The sequence below is a fragment of the Klebsiella sp. R390 genome (assembly GCF_051131745.1).
GTDB lineage: Bacteria > Pseudomonadota > Gammaproteobacteria > Enterobacterales > Enterobacteriaceae > Klebsiella.
The window spans coordinates 4,321,600-4,345,683 of sequence record NZ_CP180445.1; the positions used below are offsets into that span (position 1 = coordinate 4,321,600).

Below are 24,084 nucleotides of genomic sequence, written 5' to 3' on the forward strand. Positions count from 1 at the left end.
AGCCGTGAGGCGGTTTTAAAACTCAAAGCGAGCACCGCGCCTTAAACGTCTTTAATCCGCCACAGGCAGGCCAGTGAAGCCACGCCCATGCCAAGGGCTATCCAGAATACCGCGTGATAGCTCCAGATTTCCGCCACTACACCGGCCAGCGAGCCGGCGATAATCCAGCCAACGCGAGTGGTATTGGTATACAGCGTAGTGGCCGCACCGGCCTGGCCCGGCATCAGGTCCTGGAAATAGAGCATGCCAATCCCGGCAAGAATACCGATGAAGATCGCGTTCAGCACCTGCATTGCCAGCAGTAAAGCAGGGGTATGCACCAGCAACATGCCAACGTAAAACAGTACTCCCGCCACCGCCGCAAGGCGCATCAGAAAACGTTTACCAAAGCGCCTCGCATAATAGCCGGCGATCAGCATGGTCGGGATCTCCAGCCCGGCAGCGGTCCCCATCATCAACCCGGCCAGCTTCTCAGAGAGATGCAGCTCATTAATGATGTAAAGCGGCATATTAATAATGTACAGGCTGTTAATGCCCCACATTAATGTGCAGACGCTGAACAGCAGCAGCGCATCGCGACGATGAGTGCGCGGCGCTTCCAGATGACCGACAACCGCCTGTTTCTCTTTGCGCATGCTGGGCAGAAACCACCAGACCATCGCCGCGCAGACCACAAAAGCGATAGCGGCGCAGAGATACATCACGGTGAAGCCAAAACCCATCGCCAACGCGTAGGCCAGCGGCGGGCCGATAACCCATGCGAGGGAGACCTGGGCGCGCAGAATCGAGCTGAACATGACCGCTTCACGACCGGTTTTATCGGCATGCTCACGGGCAAGGGCGAACATTTGTGGGTTGGCGGTGGAACCGAAGCTGCTGAGGAATACGCCGACGAACAGCAGAACAAAGTAGTTACGGTTCCAGGCGAACAGCAGGCAGGCGAGGATCCCGAGCAGGCAGCAGACGACGATGAGCTGCTTACGATCGCCCTGGCGATCCGAACGTCCGGCGAGAAACTGGCTGACCATGATCCCGATGACCGCGCTGCCGGTAAAAAAGAAGCCAACCATCGCCGGGCGGACATGTACCTCATTGGTCAGAAACAGGCTCAGGGTCGGCGTTTGTAAGGCGCCGGCAATGCCTGTCAGGAACGCAACAATCAGGAAGGCAGAAGAGGTTAAATCGAACCCACGACGAGGGAGGGCGGTGCTACTGTTTTGCATGTGCGGCTATCTGTGTGGGTGAGTGCAGCGGAGTTTACGCCGCGCGTCAGAAAATGAACAGTAGTATGGTATCAAAAAATAAAAAGCAGTTTCAAATTAGAAGCTTCAGCAAAATGCTGACGCGAGGCTGAATTCCACACCATGGCTTCAGCAAAAATGTGCAGTAGCTCTAAATTCTGTTATCAGGATGCTAACAGAACTTGCGCGGTGGGTAAGAAAGGTACAGACTCATTGAAACGTTTCAGCGTCATCGGGAATATCTCTGTCAGGAAGATGGCGCTTTTTTTCTCAAAGCAGCTGAAACGATTCAACTCAGCAGGAGAGGAGAACCATGTTCCAGTTATCTGTGCAGGATATTCATCCCGGCCAGCAGGCCGGTAATAAAGAAGAGGCAATTCGTCAGGTTGCAGCCGCGCTGGTTAGCGCAGGCAACGTGGCGGAAGGCTACCTCAACGGGATGCTGGCTCGCGAGCAGCAGACCTCCACTTTCCTGGGCAACGGCATTGCTATCCCTCACGGGACGACCGACACCCGCGATCAGGTGCTGAAAACCGGTGTACAGGTTTATCAGTTCCCGCAGGGCGTGGCCTGGGGCGAAGGGCAGACCGCCTACGTGGCGATCGGCATTGCCGCCAGCTCCGATGAACACCTTGGCCTGCTGCGTCAGCTGACGCACGTGCTTAGCGATGATTCTGTCGCCGAGCAGCTTAAGTCATCGACCACCGCTGAAGAACTGCGCGCCCTGCTGATGGGTGAAAAGCAGAGCGAAGTGCTGAAACTGGATAACGACACGCTGAGCCTCGATATTGTCGCCAGTGACCTGATGACCTTACAGGCACTGAACGCCGCGCGGCTGAAAGAAGCCGGCGCCGTTGACGCGACCTTTGTCAGCCGCACGATTAATGATAAGCCGCTGAACCTTGGGCAGGGCATCTGGCTGAACGACAGCGCGGAAGGCAACCTGCGCAGCGCGGTTGCGGTGAGCCGTGCCGCCAACACCTTCACCAGCGATGAGCAGCCGGTCTCCCTGCTGATCACCGTCGCGATGGCTGATGAACAGCCCACCGCGGTGCTGAACCGCCTGAGCAATCTGCTGATCGACAAAAAAGCTGACCGTCTGCTGACATCCGATGGCGCAACCCTGCTGGCGTTGCTGACCAGCGATGATGCCATTGCCGACGACGTGCTGAGCGCCGAATTTGTGGTGCGTAACGAGCACGGGCTGCATGCCCGCCCGGGCACTATGCTAGTGAACACCATTAAACAATTTTCCAGCGACATTACCGTCACTAACCTCGATGGTTCCGGCAAGCCGGCCAATGGCCGCAGCCTGATGAAAGTCGTGGCGCTGGGTGTGAAGAAAGGTCACCGTCTGCGCTTCACCGCGCAGGGTGAGGATGCGCAACAAGCGCTGGATGCGATTGGCGAAGCTATCGCCGCAGGCCTTGGGGAGGGCGCATAAATGAGCAGACGTGTAGCAACAATTACTTTAAACCCGGCATATGACCTGGTGGGGTTTACACCAGAAATTGAACGCGGCGAAGTGAACCTTGTTCGTACCACCGGTTTGCATGCGGCTGGTAAAGGCATCAACGTGGCGAAAGTGCTGAAAGATCTTGGCATTGACGTCACCGTCGGGGGCTTCCTCGGCAAAGACAACCAGGATGGTTTTCAGCAGCTGTTCAGCGAGCTGGGCATTGCCAACCGTTTCCAGGTGGTGCAGGGCCGTACCCGTATCAACGTCAAGCTGACGGAAAAAGATGGCGAAGTGACCGATTTTAACTTCTCCGGCTTTGAAGTCACCCCGGCTGACTGGGAACGCTTTGTTAATGATTCGCTGAGCTGGTTGGGTCAGTTCGATATGGTGTGCGTCAGCGGCAGCCTGCCGTCCGGCGTTAGCCCGGAAGCCTTCACCGACTGGATGGTGCGCCTGCGCAGCCAGTGCCCGTGCATTATCTTTGATAGCAGCCGTGAAGCGCTGGTTGCCGGTCTGAAAGCCGCGCCGTGGTTGGTGAAACCGAACCGTCGCGAGCTGGAAATCTGGGCCGGCCGCAAGCTGCCGGAAATGAAAGACGTGATTGACGCAGCCCACGCGCTGCGCGAGCAGGGGATTGCCCACGTGGTTATCTCGCTTGGCGAAGAGGGCGCGTTGTGGGTTAACGCCTCCGGGGAATGGATTGCGAAACCGCCTACAGTGGAAGTGGTCAGCACCGTGGGTGCCGGCGATTCCATGGTTGGCGGCCTGATCTACGGCCTGCTGATGCGTGAATCCAGCGAACATACTTTACGCCTGGCGACCGCCGTGGCGGCACTGGCGGTCAGCCAGAGCAATGTTGGTATTACCGATCGTACCCAGTTGGCCGCAATGATGGCGCGTGTCGACTTAAAACCCTTTAATTAACAGCAGGAGAGGCATAATGAAAACGCTGCTGATTATTGATGCCGGACTTGGACAGGCCCGCGCCTATATGGCGAAAACCCTGCTGAGCACCGCCGCGCCAAAAGCGCATCTTGAACTGACAGACAACCCGAACGATGCCGAACTGGCAATCGTCCTCGGCACAGCGTTGCCGGCCGACAGCTCGCTGAACGGTAAGCAGGTGTATCTCGGCGATATCAATCGCGCCGTGGCACATCCTGAACTGTTCCTCAGCGAAGCGAAAGGCCACGCAACCGCGTACACCGCACCTGCCGCAGCGGCATTGCCGGCGGCAACCGGTGGCGCAAAACGCATTGTGGCGATTACCGCTTGCCCGACCGGCGTTGCGCACACCTTTATGGCGGCCGAAGCCATTGAAACCGAAGCTAAAAAACGCGGCTGGTGGGTCAAAGTCGAAACCCGCGGTTCCGTGGGCGCCGGCAATGCGATAACCCCAGAAGAAGTCGCTCAGGCGGATCTGGTGGTGGTTGCGGCCGACATTGAAGTGGATCTGGCGAAATTTGCCGGCAAGCCGATGTATCGCACAACCACTGGCCTGGCGCTGAAGAAAACCGCGCAGGAGCTGGATAAAGCTGTTGTGGAAGCGAAACCGTATCAGCCTTCGGGCCAGGGCAGCCAGCAGGCTGACTCGGCGAAGAAAGAGGGGGGCGGTGCCTATCGTCACCTGCTGACCGGCGTATCCTACATGCTGCCGATGGTGGTCGCCGGTGGTCTGTGTATCGCGCTCTCCTTCGCCTTTGGTATCAAAGCGTTTGAAGTCAAAGATACCCTGGCAGCCGCGCTGATGCAGATCGGCGGTGGTTCAGCCTTTGCGCTGATGGTGCCGGTACTGGCGGGCTTTATTGCCTTCTCGATTGCTGACCGTCCTGGCCTGACGCCGGGTCTGATCGGCGGTATGCTGGCGGTCAGCGGCGGTTCCGGTTTTATTGGCGGGATCATCGCCGGTTTCCTTGCCGGTTACGTCGCGAAACTGATCAGCACCAAATTAAAACTGCCGCCGAGCATGGAAGCGCTGAAACCGATCCTGATCATTCCGCTGGTTTCCAGCCTGATCGTCGGCCTGGCGATGATCTACCTGATTGGTAAACCGGTTGCCGGTATTCTGGCAGGCCTGACCCACTGGCTGCAAACGATGGGTACGGCGAACGCCGTCCTGCTGGGCGCTATCCTTGGGGCTATGATGTGTACCGATATGGGTGGCCCGGTGAACAAAGCGGCCTACGCTTTCGGTGTCGGCCTGTTGAGTACCCAAACCTACGCCCCGATGGCAGCCATCATGGCGGCCGGTATGGTACCACCGCTGGCGATGGGTATCGCGACCCTGGTTGCCCGTAACAAGTTTGATAAGGGCCAACGTGAAGGGGGCAAAGCGGCGCTGGTACTGGGCCTGTGCTTTATCTCTGAAGGGGCGATTCCGTTTGCTGCTCGTGACCCGATGCGCGTCTTGCCATGCTGTATCGTGGGTGGCGCGGTAACAGGCGCTATCTCCATGGCGATTGGTGCCAAACTGATGGCGCCGCACGGCGGTCTGTTTGTGCTGCTAATCCCTGGCGCGATTACCCCTGTGTTGGGTTACCTGCTGGCAATTATTGCCGGTACTCTGGTGGCCGGTCTCTCTTACGCGGTGGTGAAACGTCCGGAAGTTCAGGCAGTCGAAAAAGCGGCCTGAGTCATCGACAGATGAACCGGTAAAACAGAAAAGCAAAGGGCCGATAGTTCGGCCCTTTTTTTGATCCTGCTGGTCTGCGCCCTCAAAGAGTCGCGGCGACAATCAGGCCGAAGCTTCTTCCGTCTGCTGCGCCCGCAGCCAGGCAATCTCTTCCGCCCAGATATCCGGGTTAATGGTTTCCAGAATCAGCGGGATGCCGTCAAACCGATTGTCCTGCATGATCCAGCGGAACGCGTCGTGGCCAATATTGCCTTCACCAAGGCTGTGGTGGCGGTCAACGCGGCTGCCGAAGGCGCTTTTGGCATCGTTAAGGTGCATGCCGCGCAGATAGCGGAAGCCGACAATGCGCTCGAAATCAGCAAAGGTCTTCTCACACTCCTCGGCGCTGCGTAGGTCATAACCGGCGGCAAAGGCGTGGCAGGTATCAATGCACACCCCGACGCGGGACTTATCTTCGACGCCGTCAATGATGGCCGCGAGATGTTCAAACTTGAATCCGAGGTTGCTGCCCTGGCCGGCGGTATTTTCAATCACTGCGGTGACCCCTTCGGTTTTAGCCAGCGCAATATTAATCGACTCGGCGATGCGTGCCAGACACTCGTCTTCCGGGATCTGCTGCAGGTGGCTGCCGGGATGGAAATTGAGAAGCGTCAGTCCGAGCTGCTGGCAGCGGCTCAGTTCATCAATAAAGGCATCGCGGGATTTTTCCAGCGCGTCGGCCACCGGGTGACCCAGATTAATCAGGTAGCTGTCGTGGGGCAGGATTTGGCCGGGACCAAAGCGGTATTTTTCACAGGCGGCTTTGAATTCAGCAATGGTCTCGTCGCTCAGCGGCGCGGCTCGCCATTGACGTTGGTTCTTGGTGAACAGCGCGAAAGCCGTTGCTTCAATCTCGGCGGCGCGAATGGCAGCGTTGGCCAGCCCGCCTGAGGCACTGACGTGCGCTCCAATATATTTCATAAAAAACTCCAGTTAAGCCGCTGGGGGGAGGGTAATGATAGCGGCTTAACTGAAGAGTTACATCAATGAATGATGATGGAGCGGTGATGCGGTTATGCCATCAGGCTGTGAACCACCAGGTTGATGGCGCCACCACCGACAATCAGCCAGACGAACAGCATCAGGGCCATCAGCAGCGGTTTGGCACCGGCTTTTTTCAGGGCGCTGACGTGAGTGGTCAGTCCCAGGGCCGCCATCGCCATTGCCAGCAGCACGGTATCGAGGGTGACCAGCATGTCGACGACCGCTTTTGGCAGCAGGTGGAAGGAGTTAAACACCGCCACCAGAATGAACAGGATGGCAAACCAGGGAATGGTGATTTTGCTCTTTTCGCCATGACCTTCCGGTGCCAGTTGTTTCACTCGTGCCGCCAGGAACAGCAGGAACGGAGCCAACATCATCACGCGCAGCATTTTGGCAATCACCGCCGCGTTTTCCGCGTCCGGGCTGATGGCGTGACCGGCAGCAACCACCTGCGCCACTTCATGCATTGTCGATCCCATATAGATGCCATAGGCTTCCGGTGTGAACCAGTGCGCCAGCATCGGGTACATCGCCGGGTAAAGGAAGATGGCCAGGGTACCGAAAATGACCACCGTTGCTACTGCTACGGTCACTTTACTGGCCTCTGCTTTCACCACCGGTTCCGTCGCCAGAATCGCCGCGGCACCGCAGATGCTGCTGCCGGCGCCAATCAGCCAGCTGGTATGTTTGTCCAGACCGAAAATCTTCTGCCCAAGGAAGCAGGCGATAAAGAAGGTGCTGGTCAATGTCAGCACATCAATGGTGATCCCGCTGACGCCTACGTCGGCAATCTGGGCGAAGGTCAGGCGAAAACCGTATAAAATAATACCGAGACGTAACAGGTACTGCTTGGCGAAGATGACGCCGCCGTCGCAGGACTGCCAGAGCTTAGGATAAATCGTATTACCGATAACCATACCGAAGAGGATGGCCAGCGTCAGCGCGCTGAAACCGGCGCCCGCGATAGCGGAAAAACTGCCTGCCCACAGCGCAGCGCCGGTCAGTAGGGCGGTGAGCGCCAGCCCAGGGGTAAAGTGCCACAAGGTGCGATGTTTAGTCGGTAAAGTGAATGCTGTCATAACCTTCTCCTTTGTCTGGCTAAAAGGTTACGCCGCACTGGTTTAAAAATAAAATTGATTATATATTTATAATCAATCGGAATAAGTGGTAAATACGGACTTTCGCGGTACAGAATGTTATTTTCCCCAGGTTACGTCGGGTTATCGGATACTCGCGTTGGAAGACGGGCAGGATGAGTTATGCATATCACGTTACGACAGCTGGAAGTATTTGCTGAGGTGCTTAAGAGCGGTTCAACCACCCAGGCCTCGCAGATGCTGGCGCTGTCGCAGTCGGCGGTCAGCGCCGCCCTGACCGATCTGGAAGGGCAGTTAGGGGTACAGTTGTTCGACCGCGTAGGGAAGCGACTGGTGGTGAACGAACACGGGCGGTTGCTCTACCCACGGGCGCTGGAGCTTCTGGAGCGCGCTATCGAGATAGAAGAACTGTTTCGCGGCGACAACGGCGCGATCCGCGTTTATGCCAGTAGCACCATCGGTAACTATATCCTGCCGGAGATCATCGCCCACTACCGTCGCGATTTTCCCGACCTGCCGCTGGAGCTGAGCGTGGGGAATAGCCAGGACGTGATCAATGCGGTCGCCGATCTGCGGGTAGACATCGGACTTATCGAAGGTCCCTGCCACGCGGCGGATATTATTGCCGAGCCGTGGCTGGAAGATGAGCTGGTGGTGTTTGCCGCCCCGGACTCGCCGCTGCTGCAGGGCGAGGTCACGCTGCAACGTCTGGCGGAAGCGCCGTGGATTTTGCGAGAGCACGGCTCCGGCACGCGCGAGATTGTTGACTACCTGCTGCTGTCGCATCTGCCAGCATTTCACCTGGGGATGGAGCTGGGGAACTCGGAGGCCATCAAACACGCCGTGCGTCACGGGCTTGGCATTAGCTGTCTTTCCCGGCGGGTTATCGCCGAGCAACTGGAAGTCGGGTCCCTGGTGGAGCTGACGGTGCCGCTGCCGAACCTGACCCGCACGCTGTGGCGGATCCACCATCGGCAAAAGCATATTTCCAAGGCATTACAACGTTTTCTGCATTACTGTCAGGTGTAAATCACCGGCCAGGTATGGCTTCATTATCGTGAGAGATAGGGGGAGAATCACTGACAATTCCGGGGATTAGTGCTTTACTAATAATTCATGATCGATCATGAAGCTCTCTTATAACTTCGCATTTGTACCGGATAGAACCCGGATCGTCTGCTACAATCGCGCCTCGTTTTTTGGATGGATAGCATTTTCACATGGTTTCGGATACTAAAACCACAGAAGCGCCCGGCTTACGTCGTGAATTAAAGGCGCGCCACTTGACCATGATCGCAATCGGCGGTTCCATCGGTACAGGTCTTTTCGTTGCATCTGGCGCAACGATTTCTCAGGCAGGCCCAGGCGGCGCTCTGCTCTCTTATATTTTGATCGGTCTGATGGTCTACTTCCTGATGACCAGCCTTGGCGAACTGGCGGCATATATGCCGGTCTCCGGTTCCTTTGCAACCTATGGTCAAAACTACGTTGAAGAAGGCTTCGGCTTCGCGCTGGGCTGGAACTACTGGTACAACTGGGCAGTCACCATTGCCGTTGACCTTGTAGCGGCGCAGCTGGTGATGAGCTACTGGTTCCCTGATACCCCCGGCTGGGTCTGGAGCGCGCTGTTCCTCGGGATTATGTTCCTGTTGAACTGGATCTCGGTGAAAGGGTTCGGCGAAGCGGAATACTGGTTCTCGCTGATCAAAGTCACTACCGTCATCATCTTTATCGTCGTTGGCGTGATGATGATTGTCGGTATCTTCAAGGGCGCACAGCCGGTGGGCTGGAGTAACTGGACAACCGGTGATGCGCCATTTGCCGGGGGCTTTGCGGCGATGATCGGCGTGGCGATGATTGTCGGCTTCTCGTTCCAGGGGACCGAACTTATCGGGATCGCGGCTGGTGAATCCGAAGATCCGGAAAAGAACATTCCGCGCGCGGTGCGCCAGGTGTTCTGGCGTATCCTGCTGTTCTATGTGTTCGCGATTCTGATCATCAGCCTGATCATTCCGTATACCGACCCAAGCCTGCTGCGTAACGACGTGAAAGACATTTCCGTCAGCCCGTTCACTCTGGTGTTCCAGCACGCGGGGCTGCTGTCAGCAGCGGCAATCATGAACGCGGTTATCCTGACGGCGGTGCTGTCGGCGGGTAACTCGGGCATGTATGCTTCGACGCGTATGCTCTATACCCTGGCCTGTGATGGCAAAGCGCCACGCATTTTCTCAAAGCTCTCCCGTGGCGGTGTGCCGCGCAATGCGCTGTATGCGACGACGGTGATTGCGGGGCTGTGCTTCCTGAGCTCGATGTTTGGTAACCAGACCGTCTATTTGTGGCTGCTCAACACCTCGGGCATGACGGGCTTTATCGCCTGGCTGGGGATTGCCATCAGCCACTATCGTTTCCGCCGCGGCTACGTGCTGCAGGGTAACGATCTTAACGACCTGCCATATCGTTCAGGGTTCTTCCCGCTGGGGCCGATCTTCGCCTTCGTTCTGTGCCTGATCATTACCCTGGGTCAGAACTATGAAGCGTTCCTGAAAGATACCATTGACTGGGGCGGTGTTGCGGCAACCTATATCGGTATTCCGCTGTTCCTGGTGATTTGGTTCGGTTATAAGCTGGCGAAAGGCACCCGCTTCGTCCGCTACAGCGAAATGAAGTTCCCGCAGCGTTTTAAAGGCTGACGCTCAAGACCGAGAGTCATTTCTCGCATAAAACCCTCTTTTTAAGAGGGTTTTTTTGTTTCTGCGTTTCTTACAAATTGATACAGTTCTCCATAATTTTATTGATAATGGAAATCATTATCTTTATCATCCTCACATATTCAGGATGAAGCCAATCTCCTTAGCTTGCAGGTCATAACCGCCGGCAAGAGGTGACCAGCCACGTCAACGGTAAAACTATTCCGCGCGCGCCGCCTATGAGCAGTGCGCCGACAGTACGTGTTAATTGCACCTTTTGTTTGATTCGTTATGAACCTCATGGAGATATGGAATGTTCAGGTTAAACCCTTTTGCCCGGGCGGGATTGTGCGCATCCGTCGTATCGCTGGCGTTTCCGGCCCTTGCCGAAGTTAATGAAGAAACGCTGGTGGTCACCGCCGCAGCGACGGAACAGAGCGTGAAGGATGCGCCGGCCAGTATCAGCGTGATTACCCAGCAAGATTTACAGCGCCGCCCGGTTCAGAACCTGAAGGATGTCCTGCGTGATGTGCCCGGTGTACAGCTCACCAACGAAGGTGACAACCGCAAGGGCGTCAGTATTCGCGGCCTCGACAGCAGCTATACCTTGATTCTGGTTGACGGCAAGCGCGTGAACTCCCGTAACGCCGTCTTCCGCCACAACGATTTCGATTTAAACTGGGTTCCGGTCGACGCCATCGAGCGGATTGAAGTGGTGCGCGGGCCGATGTCCTCGCTGTACGGCTCCGACGCCCTCGGCGGCGTGGTCAACATCATCACCAAAAAAGTCGGCCAGAAATGGACCGGCACCCTGAGCGCCGATACCACCATTCAGGAACACCGCGATCGCGGGGATACCTACAACGGCCAGTTCTTCACCGGCGGTCCGCTGATTGATGGCGTGCTGGGCATGAAAGCTTACGGTAACCTGGCGAAACGTGCCAAGGACGATCAGCAGGCCTCCAGCAACGCCGCGGGCGAAACGCCACGCATCGAAGGCTTTACCAGCCGTGACGGTAACGTCGAGTTTGCCTGGACCCCAACCGATAACCAGGACATCACCGCCGGCTACGGCTTCGATCGCCAGGATCGTGACTCCGATTCCCTCGACCGCAACCGCCTTGAGCGCCAGAACTACTCCCTCAGCCATAATGGCCGCTGGGATCTCGGTAACAGCGAACTGAAGTTCTACGGCGAAAAAGTCGATAACAAAAACCCGGGGCAGGACGGCACTATTACCTCCGAAAGTAACGCCATCGACGGTAAATATGTGCTGCCGCTGGGAGTCATTAACCAGATGCTGACCTTCGGTGGGGAATGGCGTCACGATAAGCTGAAAGATCCCGTCAACCTGAGCAGCGGCGGGAAATCCACCTCTGCCAGCCAGTACGCGCTGTTTATCGAGGATGAGTGGCGGATTTTCGAACCGCTGGCGTTAACCACCGGCATTCGTATGGATGACCATGAAACCTACGGCGACCACTGGAGCCCGCGTGCCTACCTGGTTTATAACGCGACCGACACCGTTACCGTGAAGGGCGGCTGGGCAACGGCCTTTAAAGCGCCGTCGCTGTTGCAGCTGAACCCGGACTGGACCACCAATTCCTGCCGCGGCTCCTGCAGCATCATCGGTAACCCGGATCTGAAACCAGAAACCAGCGAAAGCTTCGAGATTGGCCTGTACTACCGCGGCGAAGAAGGCCTGCTGGAAGGCGTGGAAGGCAGCGTGACCACCTTCCAGAATAACGTCGACGATATGATCGATATCCTGCGTACTTCCAGCGCCAGTGAAGCGCCGGGCTATCCGAACTTTGTCGGCTGGAAAACGGTGAATGGCAAACGCGTGCCGGTCTTCCGCTACTTCAACGTTAACAAAGCGCGCATCAAAGGCGTGGAAACCGAAGTGAAAGTGCCGTTTGGCGATGAGTGGAAGCTGACGGTGAACTACACCTACAACGATGGCCGCGATCTCAGTAACGGTGGGGATAAGCCACTGCAGTCACTGCCGTTCCATACCGCTAACGGCACGCTGGACTGGACGCCGCTGGATGACTGGTCCTTCTACGTCACCGCAAATTATACCGGCGAGCAACGTGCGGTCAGCGCCACGTCAAAAACCCCGGGAGGTTACACCATGTTTGACGTCGGTGCCGCCTGGCAGGTGACGAAGAGCGTGAAACTGCGCTCGGGCGTGCTGAACGTCGGGGATAAAGACCTGAGCCGCGACGACTATAGCTACACGGAAGAAGGTCGCCGCTACTTTATGGCCGTGGATTACCGCTTTTAATTAACCCACCAACCGGGCAGTCGCGTTCGCCGACTGCCCGCTATGATTGTTCCTCTGTTTTCCCGTCATACAGAACCATGCGCGGCGTAAAATGGCGTATACACTATTAGAGAGAGACGTCAGCCATCCTGCCCCAGAATGGCTGACGTCCCGCTGGTATTTCATGCAGACGTTATTTCTCAACTCGAATCACTATTAATAGAGAACAATAATAATGCGCAACGTCATACTTCCGGCTCTGGTTGCGGTGCTTTTTTTCAGCGTCGGTGTGTTTATTTTAAATATGCAGCTCTGGTATTTAGCCAGAATAAATAGTGCCAACGCGGCCTCTCTGACAGCGGTAAAGATCAATACCTTTCTGGATGAAGCGCGAGACGCGACCTTGACCGCGCGCGATGTCGCCCTCAAAGGGTGTACGCCTGAAGGGCAGTTTCAGCTTGGCACTGAGGCGGCACTCAAGCCGCATCTCAGAACGTTATTAATCATGAAAAGCGATAAAGTATGGTGTTCCTCGCTTCCGGGTAACCGGGTGCTGATTTCTCGCCTTCACGATTTGCCGCCGGCGCCGTTGATGCTTATTGCGGCGATGAACACCGTAAATAACCGTCCGGTGCTGATCTATCAACAGATATCCGATAACGTCAAAATTATTATCAGCATCAGCGACGTTCATATTCGTGATGCCCTGAACAGTAATGAGCAAAATACCGCTTTTTCTTTAGTGGTGGGTGACAAGGCGATTGGTTACGCCGGAGATGTTCGAAAAGCCAGTCTCAGCACGGCAACCACCGGGTTGTTTCAGTCGGCGGAATTTCCCTTTGGTATCGAATATAACCTGCCGCCGTTTTTTAGCGCGAAACGCATGATTTATCAAGGCGCGGGATTGTTAGTCTTTATTTTGTTTGTCTCCTGCGCGCTGGCCTGGCTGCTGCTGAAGTATGCCAATAAGTACACCACCCCAGAAGATACGCTGCGTAAAGCGATTGCCAACGGCGAAATCGTCCCGTTCTATCAGCCGGTGGTGAATGGGCGAACCGGCGCGATCTATGGCGTCGAGGTACTGGCCCGTTGGAAGCACCCGCAAATTGGTTTTATTTCACCGGTGGCGTTTATTCCGCTGGCGGAGAGAACCGGGCTGATTATTCCCCTGACCCAAAGCTTGATGGCTCAGGTCGTCTCTCAGATGAACAAACTGAGCGAGAAACTGCCCGATGGCTTTCATATTGGGATCAATTTCAGCGCTTCGCATATCAGCTCGCCGCTGTTTATGGCGGATTGTCTGCAATACCGGGAGGGTTTTCTCAATCAAAATCTGAAGCTGGTGCTTGAGGTGACCGAACGCGAACCGTTGCATGTGGATGAGCAACTGATTGCCAATCTCAATACCTTACACGCCCGCGGTTTTTCTATTGCGCTGGATGATTTTGGCACCGGATACTCTGGGTTGTCGTATCTGCATGACTTGAACATTGACTACATCAAAATTGATAAGAGTTTTGTCGGGCGGGTTAACGGCCTTGAAGAGTCGACGAAGCTGCTGGATTGCGTGCTTGAAATGGCGCGCAAGCTCTCTTTACGGATTGTCGCGGAAGGCGTTGAGACGCAGGAACAGCTCAATTATCTTAACGGGAAAAATATTACCTTATTGCAGGGGTACTATTTCTTTAAACCGGTTTCTTACGTCGACTTTATTAAAATATTGCTTTCTAAGAACAAAGAGAAGGTGATTCTTGAATAAGTGCCTATCCCATTAGGCTCTTCGTCGCTGCTTGTGCGCCGTGAGGCGCACAAGCGCTACGTCAGCCCAGCAGATAGCGGGCGTGGAAGCGTAAATGGTCTTCGATAAACGACGCGATAAAATAGTAGCTGTGATCGTAACCTGGCTGGATCCTCAGGGTTAACGGCCAGGCTTTTTGGCGCGCGACCTCTGCCAGCACCGCCGGCTGAAGCTGTACCGCCAGGAAGCTGTCGCCATCCCCCTGATCAATCAAGGTCGGGATGGCGTCGGCGGCCTGGCTTGCCTGTAGCAGTGCGCAACTGTCCCACGCCTGCCATGCCGTAGTATCGGCCCCCAGGTATGCGGTGAAGGCTTTTTGTCCCCACGGAACCTGCGTCGGGTTCACGATGGGCGCGAAGGCGGAGACGCTGACAAAACGGCCCGGGTTTTTTAGCGCCATAATCAGCGCGCCGTGGCCGCCCATGGAATGGCCGCTGATGGCACAGCGCTCGCCAACGTTAAACTGCGAGCGAATCAGCGCGGGCAGTTCGTCGCGCACGTAGTCATACATGCGGTAATGTTCAGACCATGGAGCCTCGGTCGCGTTAAGGTAAAAGCCGGCGCCTTTGCCGAGATCCCAGCCGCTATCGTCAGCGACGTTATCGCCGCGCGGGCTGGTATCCGGCATGACCAGGACAATACCCAACTCGGCGGCAATTCGCTGCGCGCCGGCCTTGGTCGTGAAGTTTTCATCATTACAGGTCAACCCTGACAGCCAGTACAGCACCGGCGGCGCGGTTTCTGTCTGCACTGGAGGTAAAAAGATGCTGAAGGTCATTGAACCGTTCAGGGTGCTGGAGTCGTGCCGCCAGCGTTGCTGCCGGCCTTCGTAACAGCGGTGCTCTTCAAGCAATTCCATGCCGGGCTCCTCAGGAAGATAAGTACGCGTGACAGGTCATAATACAGATATTTCATGTGCCCGTGAGCAACTTTCACTTTCTCCTTTCAGGAAGATATTGCATCATTAATGCAACTTTTAGCCAACATGTCGGTGCTGGTCGGCGGCCTCAAAATGGTGCAATACCATGCTGGTGCACGAGATAGTGTGACGGGGCGGCAGAGGATATGGATAAGCGAGGTATGAGACTCGCGGCGAGCTATTAATAGCTAACGCAAATTTCAACAATTATCGTTTCGGCTACTGGATTATGTGCGTCACCTCACGCACAATGAATGCAAACTTTGCCCTGATAGAGCAAAGAGCGCGACACCTGCAGGAGAACCTAAATGTCAGCACTGAGTAAAGAAGCCATACTCGTTCATGAAGCGCTGGTCGCTCGTGGGCTGGAGACGCCGTTGCGTCCGCCAGTACAAGAAATTGATAATGAAACGCGCAAGCGCCTGATAGCCGGACACATGACCGAGATTATGCAACTGCTGAATCTTGATCTGACCGATGACAGCCTGGTGGAAACCCCACGACGCATTGCCAAAATGTACGTCGACGAGATTTTTTCCGGGTTGGATTATGCCAGGTTCCCAAAAATCACCGTTATCGAAAATAAAATGCAGGTGGATGAAATGGTCACCGTGCGTGATATTACGCTGACCAGCACCTGTGAACACCACTTTGTCACTATCGATGGTAAAGCGACGGTGGCCTATATTCCGAAAGACTCGGTGATTGGTCTGTCGAAAATTAACCGCATCGTGCAGTTCTTCTCGCAGCGTCCGCAGGTTCAGGAACGCCTGACCCAGCAGATTTTAACCGCGCTGCAGACCCTGTTGGGCACCAGCAACGTGGCGGTATCGATTGATGCGGTGCATTACTGTGTCAAAGCTCGTGGCATCCGTGATGCAACCAGCGCCACCACCACGACGTCGTTGGGCGGTCTGTTTAAATCAAGCCAGAACACTCGCCAGGAGTTCCTGCGCGCCGTTCGCCATCACAACTAATCAAAGGGCAGGTTACATGGAGAGAAATGTCACGCTGGATTTTGTGCGCGGCGTGGCTATCCTCGGTATCCTGCTCCTGAATATCAACGCCTTCGGCCTGCCGAAGGCGGCTTATCTCAATCCGGCGTGGGCCGGTAATATCACCTCAAGCGATGCCTGGACCTGGGCGATCCTCGATATGTTTGCGCAGGTCAAATTCCTGACGCTGTTTGCTCTGCTGTTTGGCGCTGGACTACAGATGCTGCTACCGCGCGGCAAACGTTGGATCCAGTCACGTCTGACGCTGCTGGCGCTGCTGGGCTTTATCCACGGCCTGTTTTTCTGGGATGGCGATATCCTGCTGGCCTATGCCTTAGTCGGGCTGGTGACCTGGCGGATGGTGCGCGATGCTCATCACCTTAAATCGCTGTTTAATACCGGCGTCGTACTGTACCTGATTGGCGTTGCGGTGCTGGTGCTGTTGGGGCTGATTTCCGGCGGCTCGCCAAACCGCTCATGGGTTCCTGATGCGGCGAATTTACAGTATGAGCAATACTGGAAGCTCAACGGCGGGCTGGAAGCGGTGAGCAATCGTGCCGATATGCTTTCCGATAACCTGCTGGCGCTGGGGGCGCAATATGGCTGGCAGTTGGCAGGGATGATGCTGATGGGCGCGGCATTGATGCGCAGCGGCTGGTTAAAAGGGCAGTTTAGCCTCAGCCATTACCGACGCACGGGCGCATTGTTGATTGTTGCCGGCATGGCGGTAAACCTTCCTGCTATTGTTGCCCAGTGGCACCTCGACTGGGATCCGCGCTGGTGTGCGTTCCTGTTACAGGCACCGCGTGAGCTGGGCGCCCCGTTACAAACCATTGGCTATGCTGCGTTGGCGTGGGGCTTCTGGCCGTGGTTGTGCCAGTTCAGGCTGGTGGGGGCGATAGCCTGCGTCGGACGCATGGCGTTAACCAACTATCTGCTGCAGACGCTGATCTGCACCACCATCTTCTACCGTTTTGGTTTGTTTATGCAGTTTGATCGCTTGCACTTGTTAGCCTTCGTGCTGCCGGTGTGGGCTATCAATTTAACCTTCTCGCTAATGTGGCTGCGCTATTTCCGCCAGGGGCCGGTGGAATGGTTGTGGCGACAGCTAACGCTTCGTGCGTCAGGCACCTCATCAAAAAACACATCCAGATAACGATCTCGATCACAATCATTAACAAAACGGATGTAACCGTTTCCAGGCTTGTGACATCACTCACGTAGCGGGCCGCAGCTCGCTGCCAGAATAGCCACCTTGCTGAACACAGGAGGTGGGTGTGGCGTCTTACAATTTTCTTAAGGTCGGTGAGCATGATCACCATTCGTGATGTCGCCCGTCAGGCGGGTGTTTCCGTGGCGACCGTCTCACGTGTGCTGAACAACAGCGCGCTGGTGAGCCCGGATACACGGGAAAATGTAATGAAAGCGGTAACGCAGCTGGGCTACCGGCCAAACGCCAACGCCCAGGCGCTGGCGACGCAGGTCAGCGATACCATCGGCGTGGTGGTGATGGATGTTTCAGATGCCTTCTTCGGCGCTCTGGTCAAAGCGGTGGATACCGTCGCGCAGCAGCATCAAAAATATGTGCTGATCGGCAATAGCTATCATGAGGCGGAAAAAGAGCGTCATGCCATTGAAGTCCTGATCCGCCAGCGTTGTTCCGCATTGATTGTTCACTCTAAAGCCCTGAGCGACGCCGAACTGGGCGACTTTATGGAGCATATTCCGGGAATGGTGCTGATCAACCGCATTGTGCCCGGCTATGCCCATCGTTGCGTGGGTCTGGATAACGTCAGCGGGGCGCTGATGGCCACGCGGATGCTGCTGAATCATGGCCATCAACGCATCGGCTACCTCTCTTCAAACCACGGCATTGAAGATGACGATATGCGTCGTGAAGGGTGGTTTAAGGCGCTGCAGGAGCAAAACATTATTGCGCCAGACAGTTGGGTTGGCTCGGGAACGCCGGATATGCAGGGCGGGGAAGCGGCAATGGTTGAACTGCTGGGGCGTAATTTAGGCCTGACGGCCGTCTTTGCTTATAACGACAGCATGGCCGCCGGGGCGCTGACGACGCTGAAAGATAACGGCATTGCGGTCCCGCAGCATCTGTCACTCATTGGCTTCGATGATATCCCGATTTCGCGTTACACCGACCCGCAGCTGACCACGGTGCGGTATCCGGTGATGTCGATGGCAAAACTGGCGACGGAACTGGCGTTGCTGGGGGCGGCCGGCAAGCTGGATCATGAGGCGCGTCACTGCTTTATGCCAACGTTGGTGCGTCGTCATTCCGTGCTGCAACGGCAAAGTGCGGGGCCGATCACTAACTGATGACGCGGCATTATGTAACCGCTTTCAATCTGTGAGTAAATTCACAGTATATTAACATTCAACTGATTATGATGGCCGCGTTTACTAGTTTGAACCACTCTATCACGGTGAATAATCACTTTTACCGTAGGAATAAGGCGTTAAACGCGTAATAAAGTCGTATTTCTGGAGCGTTACCCTACATGGAAGACAGAATTACAGTCGTGAACATGGTTGTGCGGTAACTTTTATGTAACAGATGCCCGCCCGCTATTTTCACACCAACGACCCTGCATAAAAAAAACCGGAGATTCCATGAATAAGAAGGTGTTAACCCTGTCTGCTGTTATGGCGAGCATGTTATTTGGCGCCGCGGCGCACGCAGCTGATACCCGCATCGGCGTAACCATTTATAAATATGACGACAACTTTATGTCGGTGGTGCGCAAGGCTATCGAAAAAGACGGCAAATCAGCGCCGGATGTGCAGCTGCTGATGAATGACTCGCAGAACGACCAGTCAAAACAGAACGATCAGATTGACGTCCTGCTGGCGAAAGGGGTGAAAGCGCTGGCCATCAACCTGGTGGACCCGGCGGCTGCGGGGACCGTTATCGATAAAGCACGTGGTCAGAACGTGCCGGTGGTGTTCTTTAACAAAGAGCCGTCCCGCAAAGCGCTGGATAGCTACGATAAAGCCTATTACGTCGGGACCGATTCGAAAGAGTCCGGCGTGATCCAGGGTGATCTGATTGCTAAACACTGGAAAGCAAACCCGAACTGGGATCTCAATAAAGATGGTCAGATTCAGTTTGTGCTGCTGAAAGGCGAGCCAGGCCATCCGGATGCTGAAGCACGTACCACCTACGTGATTAAAGAGCTGAACGACAAAGGTTTCAAAACCCAGCAGTTGGCGTTAGACACGGCAATGTGGGATACCGCCCAGGCGAAAGACAAGATGGATGCGTGGTTGTCTGGCCCGAACGCCAACAAAATTGAAGTGGTTATTGCCAACAACGATGCCATGGCGATGGGTGCTGTTGAAGCGCTGAAAGCACACAACAAGAGCAGCATTCCGGTATTTGGCGTCGATGCCCTGCCTGAAGCGCTGGCGCTGGTTAAATCCGGTGCAATGGCCGGTACCGTGCTGAACGATGCCAACAACCAGGCTAAAGCGACCTTCGATCTGGCGAAAAATCTGGCAGATGGTAAAGAACCAGCAGCAGGTACTAACTGGAAGATTGAGAATAAAATCGTCCGCGTTCCTTACGTTGGCGTAGATAAAGACAATCTGAGCCAGTTTATCGGTAAATAATTATTGAGTTACGGGCGCGGATTGTTATCCGGAGTATTTAGGTTGCAGGATAGTTAATATTGCTGCAAACAACAGACTCCGGGTATTCCCCGCCCGATTATTCCTGATACAGAACCAGATCCTGACTTCGGCGTTCATTCGTCGGTTGGGGTGTGCATGAACGCAGCCAGGTATAACTATGGTCAGCAATAATAGCGAACGGTCAGGCGAATTTTTGTTGGAAATGAGTAACATCAACAAATCGTTTCCTGGCGTCAAGGCGCTCGATAATGTCAATCTGAAAGTCCGTCCTCATTCTATTCATGCATTAATGGGAGAGAACGGCGCGGGCAAATCAACATTATTAAAATGCCTTTTTGGGATCTATCAAAAAGATTCCGGCAGTATTCTTTTTCAGGGTAAAGAGATCGATTTCCATTCGGCGAAAGAAGCCCTGGAAAACGGTATTTCAATGGTGCATCAGGAATTAAACTTGGTATTGCAACGTACGGTGATGGACAACATGTGGCTGGGGCGTTATCCCACCAAAGGCGTGTTTGTCGATCAGGATAAAATGTATCGCGATACCAAAGGGATCTTTGATGAACTGGATATCGATATCGACCCGCGCGCGCGCGTCGGTACGCTGTCGGTATCGCAGATGCAGATGATTGAAATCGCTAAGGCATTTTCCTATGACGCGAAAATCGTCATCATGGATGAGCCGACGTCGTCGCTGACGGAGAAAGAGGTCAATCACCTGTTTAAGATCATCCGTAAGCTGAAAGAACGCGGCTGCGGCATTGTCTATATCTCTCATAAGATGGAAGAAATTTTCCAGCTGTGCGATGAGATTACCGTACTACGCGACGGTCAGTGGATTGCCACCCAGCCTCTGGAAGGTCTGGATATGGACAAGATCATTGCCATGATGGTGGGACGTTCCCTCAACCAGCGCTTCCCGGACCGTGAAAACAAACCGGGTGAGGTGATCCTTGAAGTCCGCAATCTGACCTCTCTGCGCCAGCCATCGATTCGCGACATCTCTTTCGACCTGCACAAAGGCGAAATTCTGGGGATTGCCGGGCTGGTCGGGGCCAAGCGTACCGATATTGTGGAGACCATCTTTGGTATCCGCGAGAAATCAGGCGGTACCATTACGCTGCACGGTAAGAAAATTAACAACCATAGCGCTAATGAAGCGATTAACCATGGCTTTGCGTTGGTCACCGAAGAGCGGCGCTCCACCGGGATTTATGCATACCTGGATATCGGTTTTAACTCACTGATCTCCAATATTAAAAAATATAAGAACAGGGTTGGCTTGCTGGATAATTCGCGCATGAAAAGCGATACCCAGTGGGTTATTGATTCAATGCGGGTGAAAACCCCCGGCCAGCATACGCAAATAGGTTCATTGTCCGGCGGTAACCAGCAAAAGGTCATTATTGGACGCTGGCTATTAACTCAGCCGGAAATTTTAATGCTTGATGAACCCACGCGCGGGATCGATGTTGGCGCGAAATTCGAGATTTACCAGCTGATTGCTGAGCTGGCGAAGAAAGAGAAAGGGATCATCATTATTTCCTCCGAGATGCCGGAGCTGCTGGGTATTACCGACCGTATTCTGGTGATGAGCAATGGTCTTGTCGCCGGCATTGTTGAGACAAAAACTACTACGCAAAACGAGATTTTACGTCTTGCGTCGTTGCATCTTTAAGAGCAGGGGCTTCTCATGAGCGCGTTAAATAAAAAAAGCTTTCTCACTTATCTGAAAGACGGTGGGATTTACGTTGTTCTTTTGGTTTTGCTGGCCATTATTATTATCCAGGACCCTACGTTTTTAAGTCTGTTGAACCTGAGTAACATCCTGACCCAGTCCTCGGTGCGTATTATTATCGCGCTCGGCGTGGCGGGGTTGATTGTCACCCAGGGGACCGACCTGTCTGCCGGACGTCAGGTAGGCCTGGCGGCGGTTATCGCGGCCACCATGCTGCAGGCCGTCGATAATACCAACAAGGTGTTCCCAGATATGGCCACCATGCCGATTCCGCTGGTGATCCTGCTGGTCTGCGCGATTGGCGCGGTTATCGGCCTGATTAACGGTATTATCATTGCTTACCTGAACGTGACGCCGTTTATTACCACCCTCGGCACGATGATCATCGTTTATGGTATTAACTCCCTGTACTACGATTTTGTGGGCGCCTCGCCGATTTCCGGCTTTGACAGTCACTTCTCGCAGTTTGCCCAGGGGTTTGTAGCACTGGGGACCTTCCGCCTGTCGTACATCACTTTCTATGCGTTGATTGCGGTGTTCTTCGTCTGGATCCTGTGGAATAAAACGCGCTTTGGTAAAAACATCTTTGCTATCGGCGGCAACCCGGAAGCAGCCAAAGTCTCTGGCGTGAACGTGGCGCTGAACCTGCTGGTGATTTATGCGCTGTCTGGCGTGTTCTATGCCTTCGGTGGTCTGCTGGAAGCGGGGCGTATCGGCTCGGCAACTAACAACCTGGGCTTTATGTACGAACTGGATGCCATCGCGGCCTGTGTGGTCGGCGGCGTATCGTTCAGCGGCGGTGTGGGTACCGTGTTTGGGGTGGTGACCGGGGTTATCATCTTTACGGTAATCAACTACGGCCTGACCTATATCGGCGTTAACCCTTACTGGCAGTATATTATTAAAGGGGCGATTATTATCTTCGCCGTCGCGCTGGATTCCCTGAAATACGCGCGTAAGAAATAATATTCTGCACCGAATCAGCCCGCGCCAACCGCGCGGGCTTTTTTTTTGTTTCACTTGTAAGCGCTGCTGAACTAAAGTCCAAAATTAGATAAATAAACCCGGGGAAAAAATTCTCTTTTCCTCAGTTTTGGCGGAAGATAGTCTGGTTATTATCTTTATCACAAAGGTACTAATCTCTTCATTAATAAAGAAGTGATTCTCAATTTAATGAAATGCACATTGATAGAAGCATTGAGTGGTTTATGAGATATAGTGAACAAATTGTAACTGAGTGGATTGAATTATCAGCACAGATTTCTGAATCCGTTTTTGTTAAATTACAGAGCATTGCCGATGAAAAAGCCGCGGAACTCGCGGAGCAATTTTATAGCATTATGCTTGAAGACCCCTACGCGGAGAAGTTCCTCTCCTCGGAGCTGGTCCAGACACGTTTGCGCCACTCGATGCGGACCTGGATTATTAACGCCCTGACCTTAAAAGGCGACGCGCTGCTGGCGTTCGCCGGCCAGCAGTTTACCATCGGCAATATCCACTCGCGGGTGGGGATCCCGGCAAGCCTGGTGCTGAAAGGGATGCGCATCATCACCCGTTCCATGCTGCAGTATATTCAGTCGCTGTCCCTCGACAGCCACCTCAATACGCTGATGCAGCAATATGTTTCGGTATCGATTCAAATTGCCAGTGAACTGATGACCTATGCCTATGAAAACTATCAGTTCAGCGAAGCTAAAAATGAAGAGTCATATCGCCTGCATAATTTAATCGCCAACCTTGAACTGGAAAAAGGTAAGCAGCAGGCCTCGTTATTTAACTGGGAAAATGCGCTGATCTACGCCCTGGTATCACGGACGGCGAATATCCACTCGTATTTACTCAGCGACTCCGAATTTGGTTTATGGTTTCGGCATAAATGCAGTCAGCATTTCGGCAAACAGCCGGAAATAGAACAAATTAACCTGCTGATTGATGCGATTGATAATATGCTGATCAAAGGCGGAGAGGTCGCTGGTAATGAACTGGACTCAATCCAGTCACTGCTCAGCGATATTCGCTCGAAAACGATGGCGATCAACAACCTGTTCACTTCGCTATTTGAAGAGGCCAACCGTCTGGAAAGCGGCAAAGATGTTCTGACCAATCTGCTTAATCGCCGCTATCTGTCGACGGTGCTGAAGTACGAAGTCAAACTGGCGATGGATAATGAGCACACCCTGTCGGTGGTGATGCTCGATGTCGATCACTTCAAGAAGATCAACGATACCTGGGGACACTCCACCGGGGATGATGTCCTGCGCCATATCGCCGGCATCCTCGCCGACAATACCCGTGCCAGCGACTACGTTTTCCGCTACGGCGGGGAAGAATTTATGATCGTCTATCTTGAAGTCAGGCGTGACCAGACGTTGAGCCTGGTTGAAAAAATCCGTCAGACCATTGAGGCCTCGCCGTTTGTGACGCCGGAAGGGGAGAAGGTAGAACTAAGCGCTTCTTTTGGCGTCAGCTATTATCGCGGCCATCCCGATTATCAAAAAATGGTTGATGAGGCGGATAAAGCGCTGTACGAGGCCAAGCATCTTGGCCGTAACCAGGCGGTTGAATTTAGCGAGTAAACCCG

18 protein-coding genes are annotated in these 24,084 nt (G+C 54.3%); 14 read left to right on the forward strand and 4 right to left on the reverse strand.

Annotated elements, in window-relative coordinates:
• Positions 1 to 41 precede the first annotated feature (41 nt).
• Positions 42 to 1,223 carry a sugar efflux transporter SetB gene (setB, locus tag ACMYSP_RS20310; RefSeq protein WP_434583841.1) on the reverse strand — a complete coding sequence of 394 codons (1,182 nt, stop codon included), beginning with the start codon at positions 1,221 to 1,223 and terminating at the stop codon, positions 42 to 44.
• Between the two features lie 331 nt (positions 1,224 to 1,554).
• Between setB and fruB the strand changes: the two genes are divergently transcribed.
• From fruB to fruA, 3 genes are read left to right on the forward strand one after another with little or no spacing between them, the layout of a single operon-like run.
• A complete protein-coding gene (gene fruB / locus ACMYSP_RS20315) occupies positions 1,555 to 2,685 on the forward strand; it encodes a fused PTS fructose transporter subunit IIA/HPr protein (RefSeq protein ID WP_434583842.1) in 1,131 nt (376 codons plus the stop codon).
• Entirely contained in the window at positions 2,686 to 3,624 is a 939-nt protein-coding gene (gene fruK, locus ACMYSP_RS20320; protein ID WP_434583843.1) for a 1-phosphofructokinase, read from the forward strand.
• Positions 3,625 to 3,640: 16 nt separating this feature from the next.
• Positions 3,641 to 5,332, forward strand: a complete 1,692-nt coding sequence (gene fruA / locus ACMYSP_RS20325; protein ID WP_434583845.1) for a PTS fructose transporter subunit IIBC — start codon at positions 3,641 to 3,643, stop codon at positions 5,330 to 5,332.
• Between the two features lie 102 nt (positions 5,333 to 5,434).
• On the opposite strand, the gene nfo is transcribed toward fruA, so the two are convergent.
• Positions 5,435 to 6,292 carry a deoxyribonuclease IV gene (gene nfo, locus ACMYSP_RS20330; protein ID WP_123755159.1) on the reverse strand — a complete coding sequence of 286 codons (858 nt, stop codon included), beginning with the start codon at positions 6,290 to 6,292 and terminating at the stop codon, positions 5,435 to 5,437.
• A 92-nt stretch (positions 6,293 to 6,384) separates the two neighbouring features.
• Positions 6,385 to 7,434: a YeiH family protein gene (locus ACMYSP_RS20335; protein WP_434583846.1), complete on the reverse strand. Its 1,050-nt coding sequence runs from the start codon at positions 7,432 to 7,434 to the stop codon at positions 6,385 to 6,387.
• Between the two features lie 180 nt (positions 7,435 to 7,614).
• Here ACMYSP_RS20335 and yieE point away from each other — a divergent pair, with 180 nt between their 5' ends.
• From yieE to ACMYSP_RS20355, 4 genes are all read left to right on the forward strand, one after another.
• Positions 7,615 to 8,481 carry a DNA-binding transcriptional regulator YeiE gene (gene yieE, locus ACMYSP_RS20340; protein WP_434583848.1) on the forward strand — a complete coding sequence of 289 codons (867 nt, stop codon included), beginning with the start codon at positions 7,615 to 7,617 and terminating at the stop codon, positions 8,479 to 8,481.
• Positions 8,482 to 8,672: 191 nt separating this feature from the next.
• Positions 8,673 to 10,142 (forward strand): lysine-specific permease, encoded by a 1,470-nt coding sequence (gene lysP / locus ACMYSP_RS20345; RefSeq protein WP_434583850.1) that lies wholly within the window; start codon positions 8,673 to 8,675, stop codon positions 10,140 to 10,142.
• 310 nt (positions 10,143 to 10,452) lie between these two features.
• Positions 10,453 to 12,426: a catecholate siderophore receptor CirA gene (gene cirA / locus ACMYSP_RS20350; RefSeq protein WP_434583851.1), complete on the forward strand. Its 1,974-nt coding sequence runs from the start codon at positions 10,453 to 10,455 to the stop codon at positions 12,424 to 12,426.
• Between the two features lie 214 nt (positions 12,427 to 12,640).
• Positions 12,641 to 14,164, forward strand: coding sequence for an EAL domain-containing protein (locus ACMYSP_RS20355; RefSeq protein ID WP_434583852.1), 1,524 nt, complete (start codon positions 12,641 to 12,643; stop codon positions 14,162 to 14,164).
• Between the two features lie 61 nt (positions 14,165 to 14,225).
• Here ACMYSP_RS20355 and fghA read toward each other — a convergent pair whose 3' ends face one another.
• The gene (gene fghA, locus ACMYSP_RS20360) at positions 14,226 to 15,062 is read right to left on the reverse strand and encodes an S-formylglutathione hydrolase (protein WP_434583853.1); all 837 of its coding nucleotides are present in this window, start codon (positions 15,060 to 15,062) and stop codon (positions 14,226 to 14,228) included.
• A gap of 368 nt (positions 15,063 to 15,430) precedes the next feature.
• On the opposite strand from fghA, the gene folE reads away from it, so the two are divergent.
• From folE to ACMYSP_RS20395, 7 genes are all read left to right on the forward strand, one after another.
• Positions 15,431 to 16,099 (forward strand): GTP cyclohydrolase I FolE, encoded by a 669-nt coding sequence (gene folE / locus ACMYSP_RS20365; RefSeq protein ID WP_434583854.1) that lies wholly within the window; start codon positions 15,431 to 15,433, stop codon positions 16,097 to 16,099.
• A gap of 16 nt (positions 16,100 to 16,115) precedes the next feature.
• Positions 16,116 to 17,273 carry a DUF418 domain-containing protein YeiB gene (gene yeiB, locus ACMYSP_RS20370; RefSeq protein ID WP_434583855.1) on the forward strand — a complete coding sequence of 386 codons (1,158 nt, stop codon included), beginning with the start codon at positions 16,116 to 16,118 and terminating at the stop codon, positions 17,271 to 17,273.
• A 155-nt stretch (positions 17,274 to 17,428) separates the two neighbouring features.
• A complete protein-coding gene (galS, locus tag ACMYSP_RS20375; RefSeq protein WP_123755150.1) occupies positions 17,429 to 18,451 on the forward strand; it encodes an HTH-type transcriptional regulator GalS in 1,023 nt (340 codons plus the stop codon).
• Between the two features lie 294 nt (positions 18,452 to 18,745).
• Positions 18,746 to 19,744, forward strand: a complete 999-nt coding sequence (gene mglB / locus ACMYSP_RS20380; protein WP_434583856.1) for a galactose/glucose ABC transporter substrate-binding protein MglB — start codon at positions 18,746 to 18,748, stop codon at positions 19,742 to 19,744.
• Positions 19,745 to 19,922: 178 nt separating this feature from the next.
• Positions 19,923 to 21,443 carry a galactose/methyl galactoside ABC transporter ATP-binding protein MglA gene (gene mglA, locus ACMYSP_RS20385; protein ID WP_123755148.1) on the forward strand — a complete coding sequence of 507 codons (1,521 nt, stop codon included), beginning with the start codon at positions 19,923 to 19,925 and terminating at the stop codon, positions 21,441 to 21,443.
• 15 nt (positions 21,444 to 21,458) lie between these two features.
• On the forward strand, positions 21,459 to 22,469 hold the full coding sequence (gene mglC, locus ACMYSP_RS20390) for a galactose/methyl galactoside ABC transporter permease MglC (protein WP_434583857.1): 1,011 nt from the start codon (positions 21,459 to 21,461) through the stop codon (positions 22,467 to 22,469).
• Positions 22,470 to 22,711: 242 nt separating this feature from the next.
• A complete protein-coding gene (locus ACMYSP_RS20395) occupies positions 22,712 to 24,079 on the forward strand; it encodes a GGDEF domain-containing protein (protein WP_434583858.1) in 1,368 nt (455 codons plus the stop codon).
• The last annotated feature ends 5 nt before the right edge of the window (positions 24,080 to 24,084 follow it).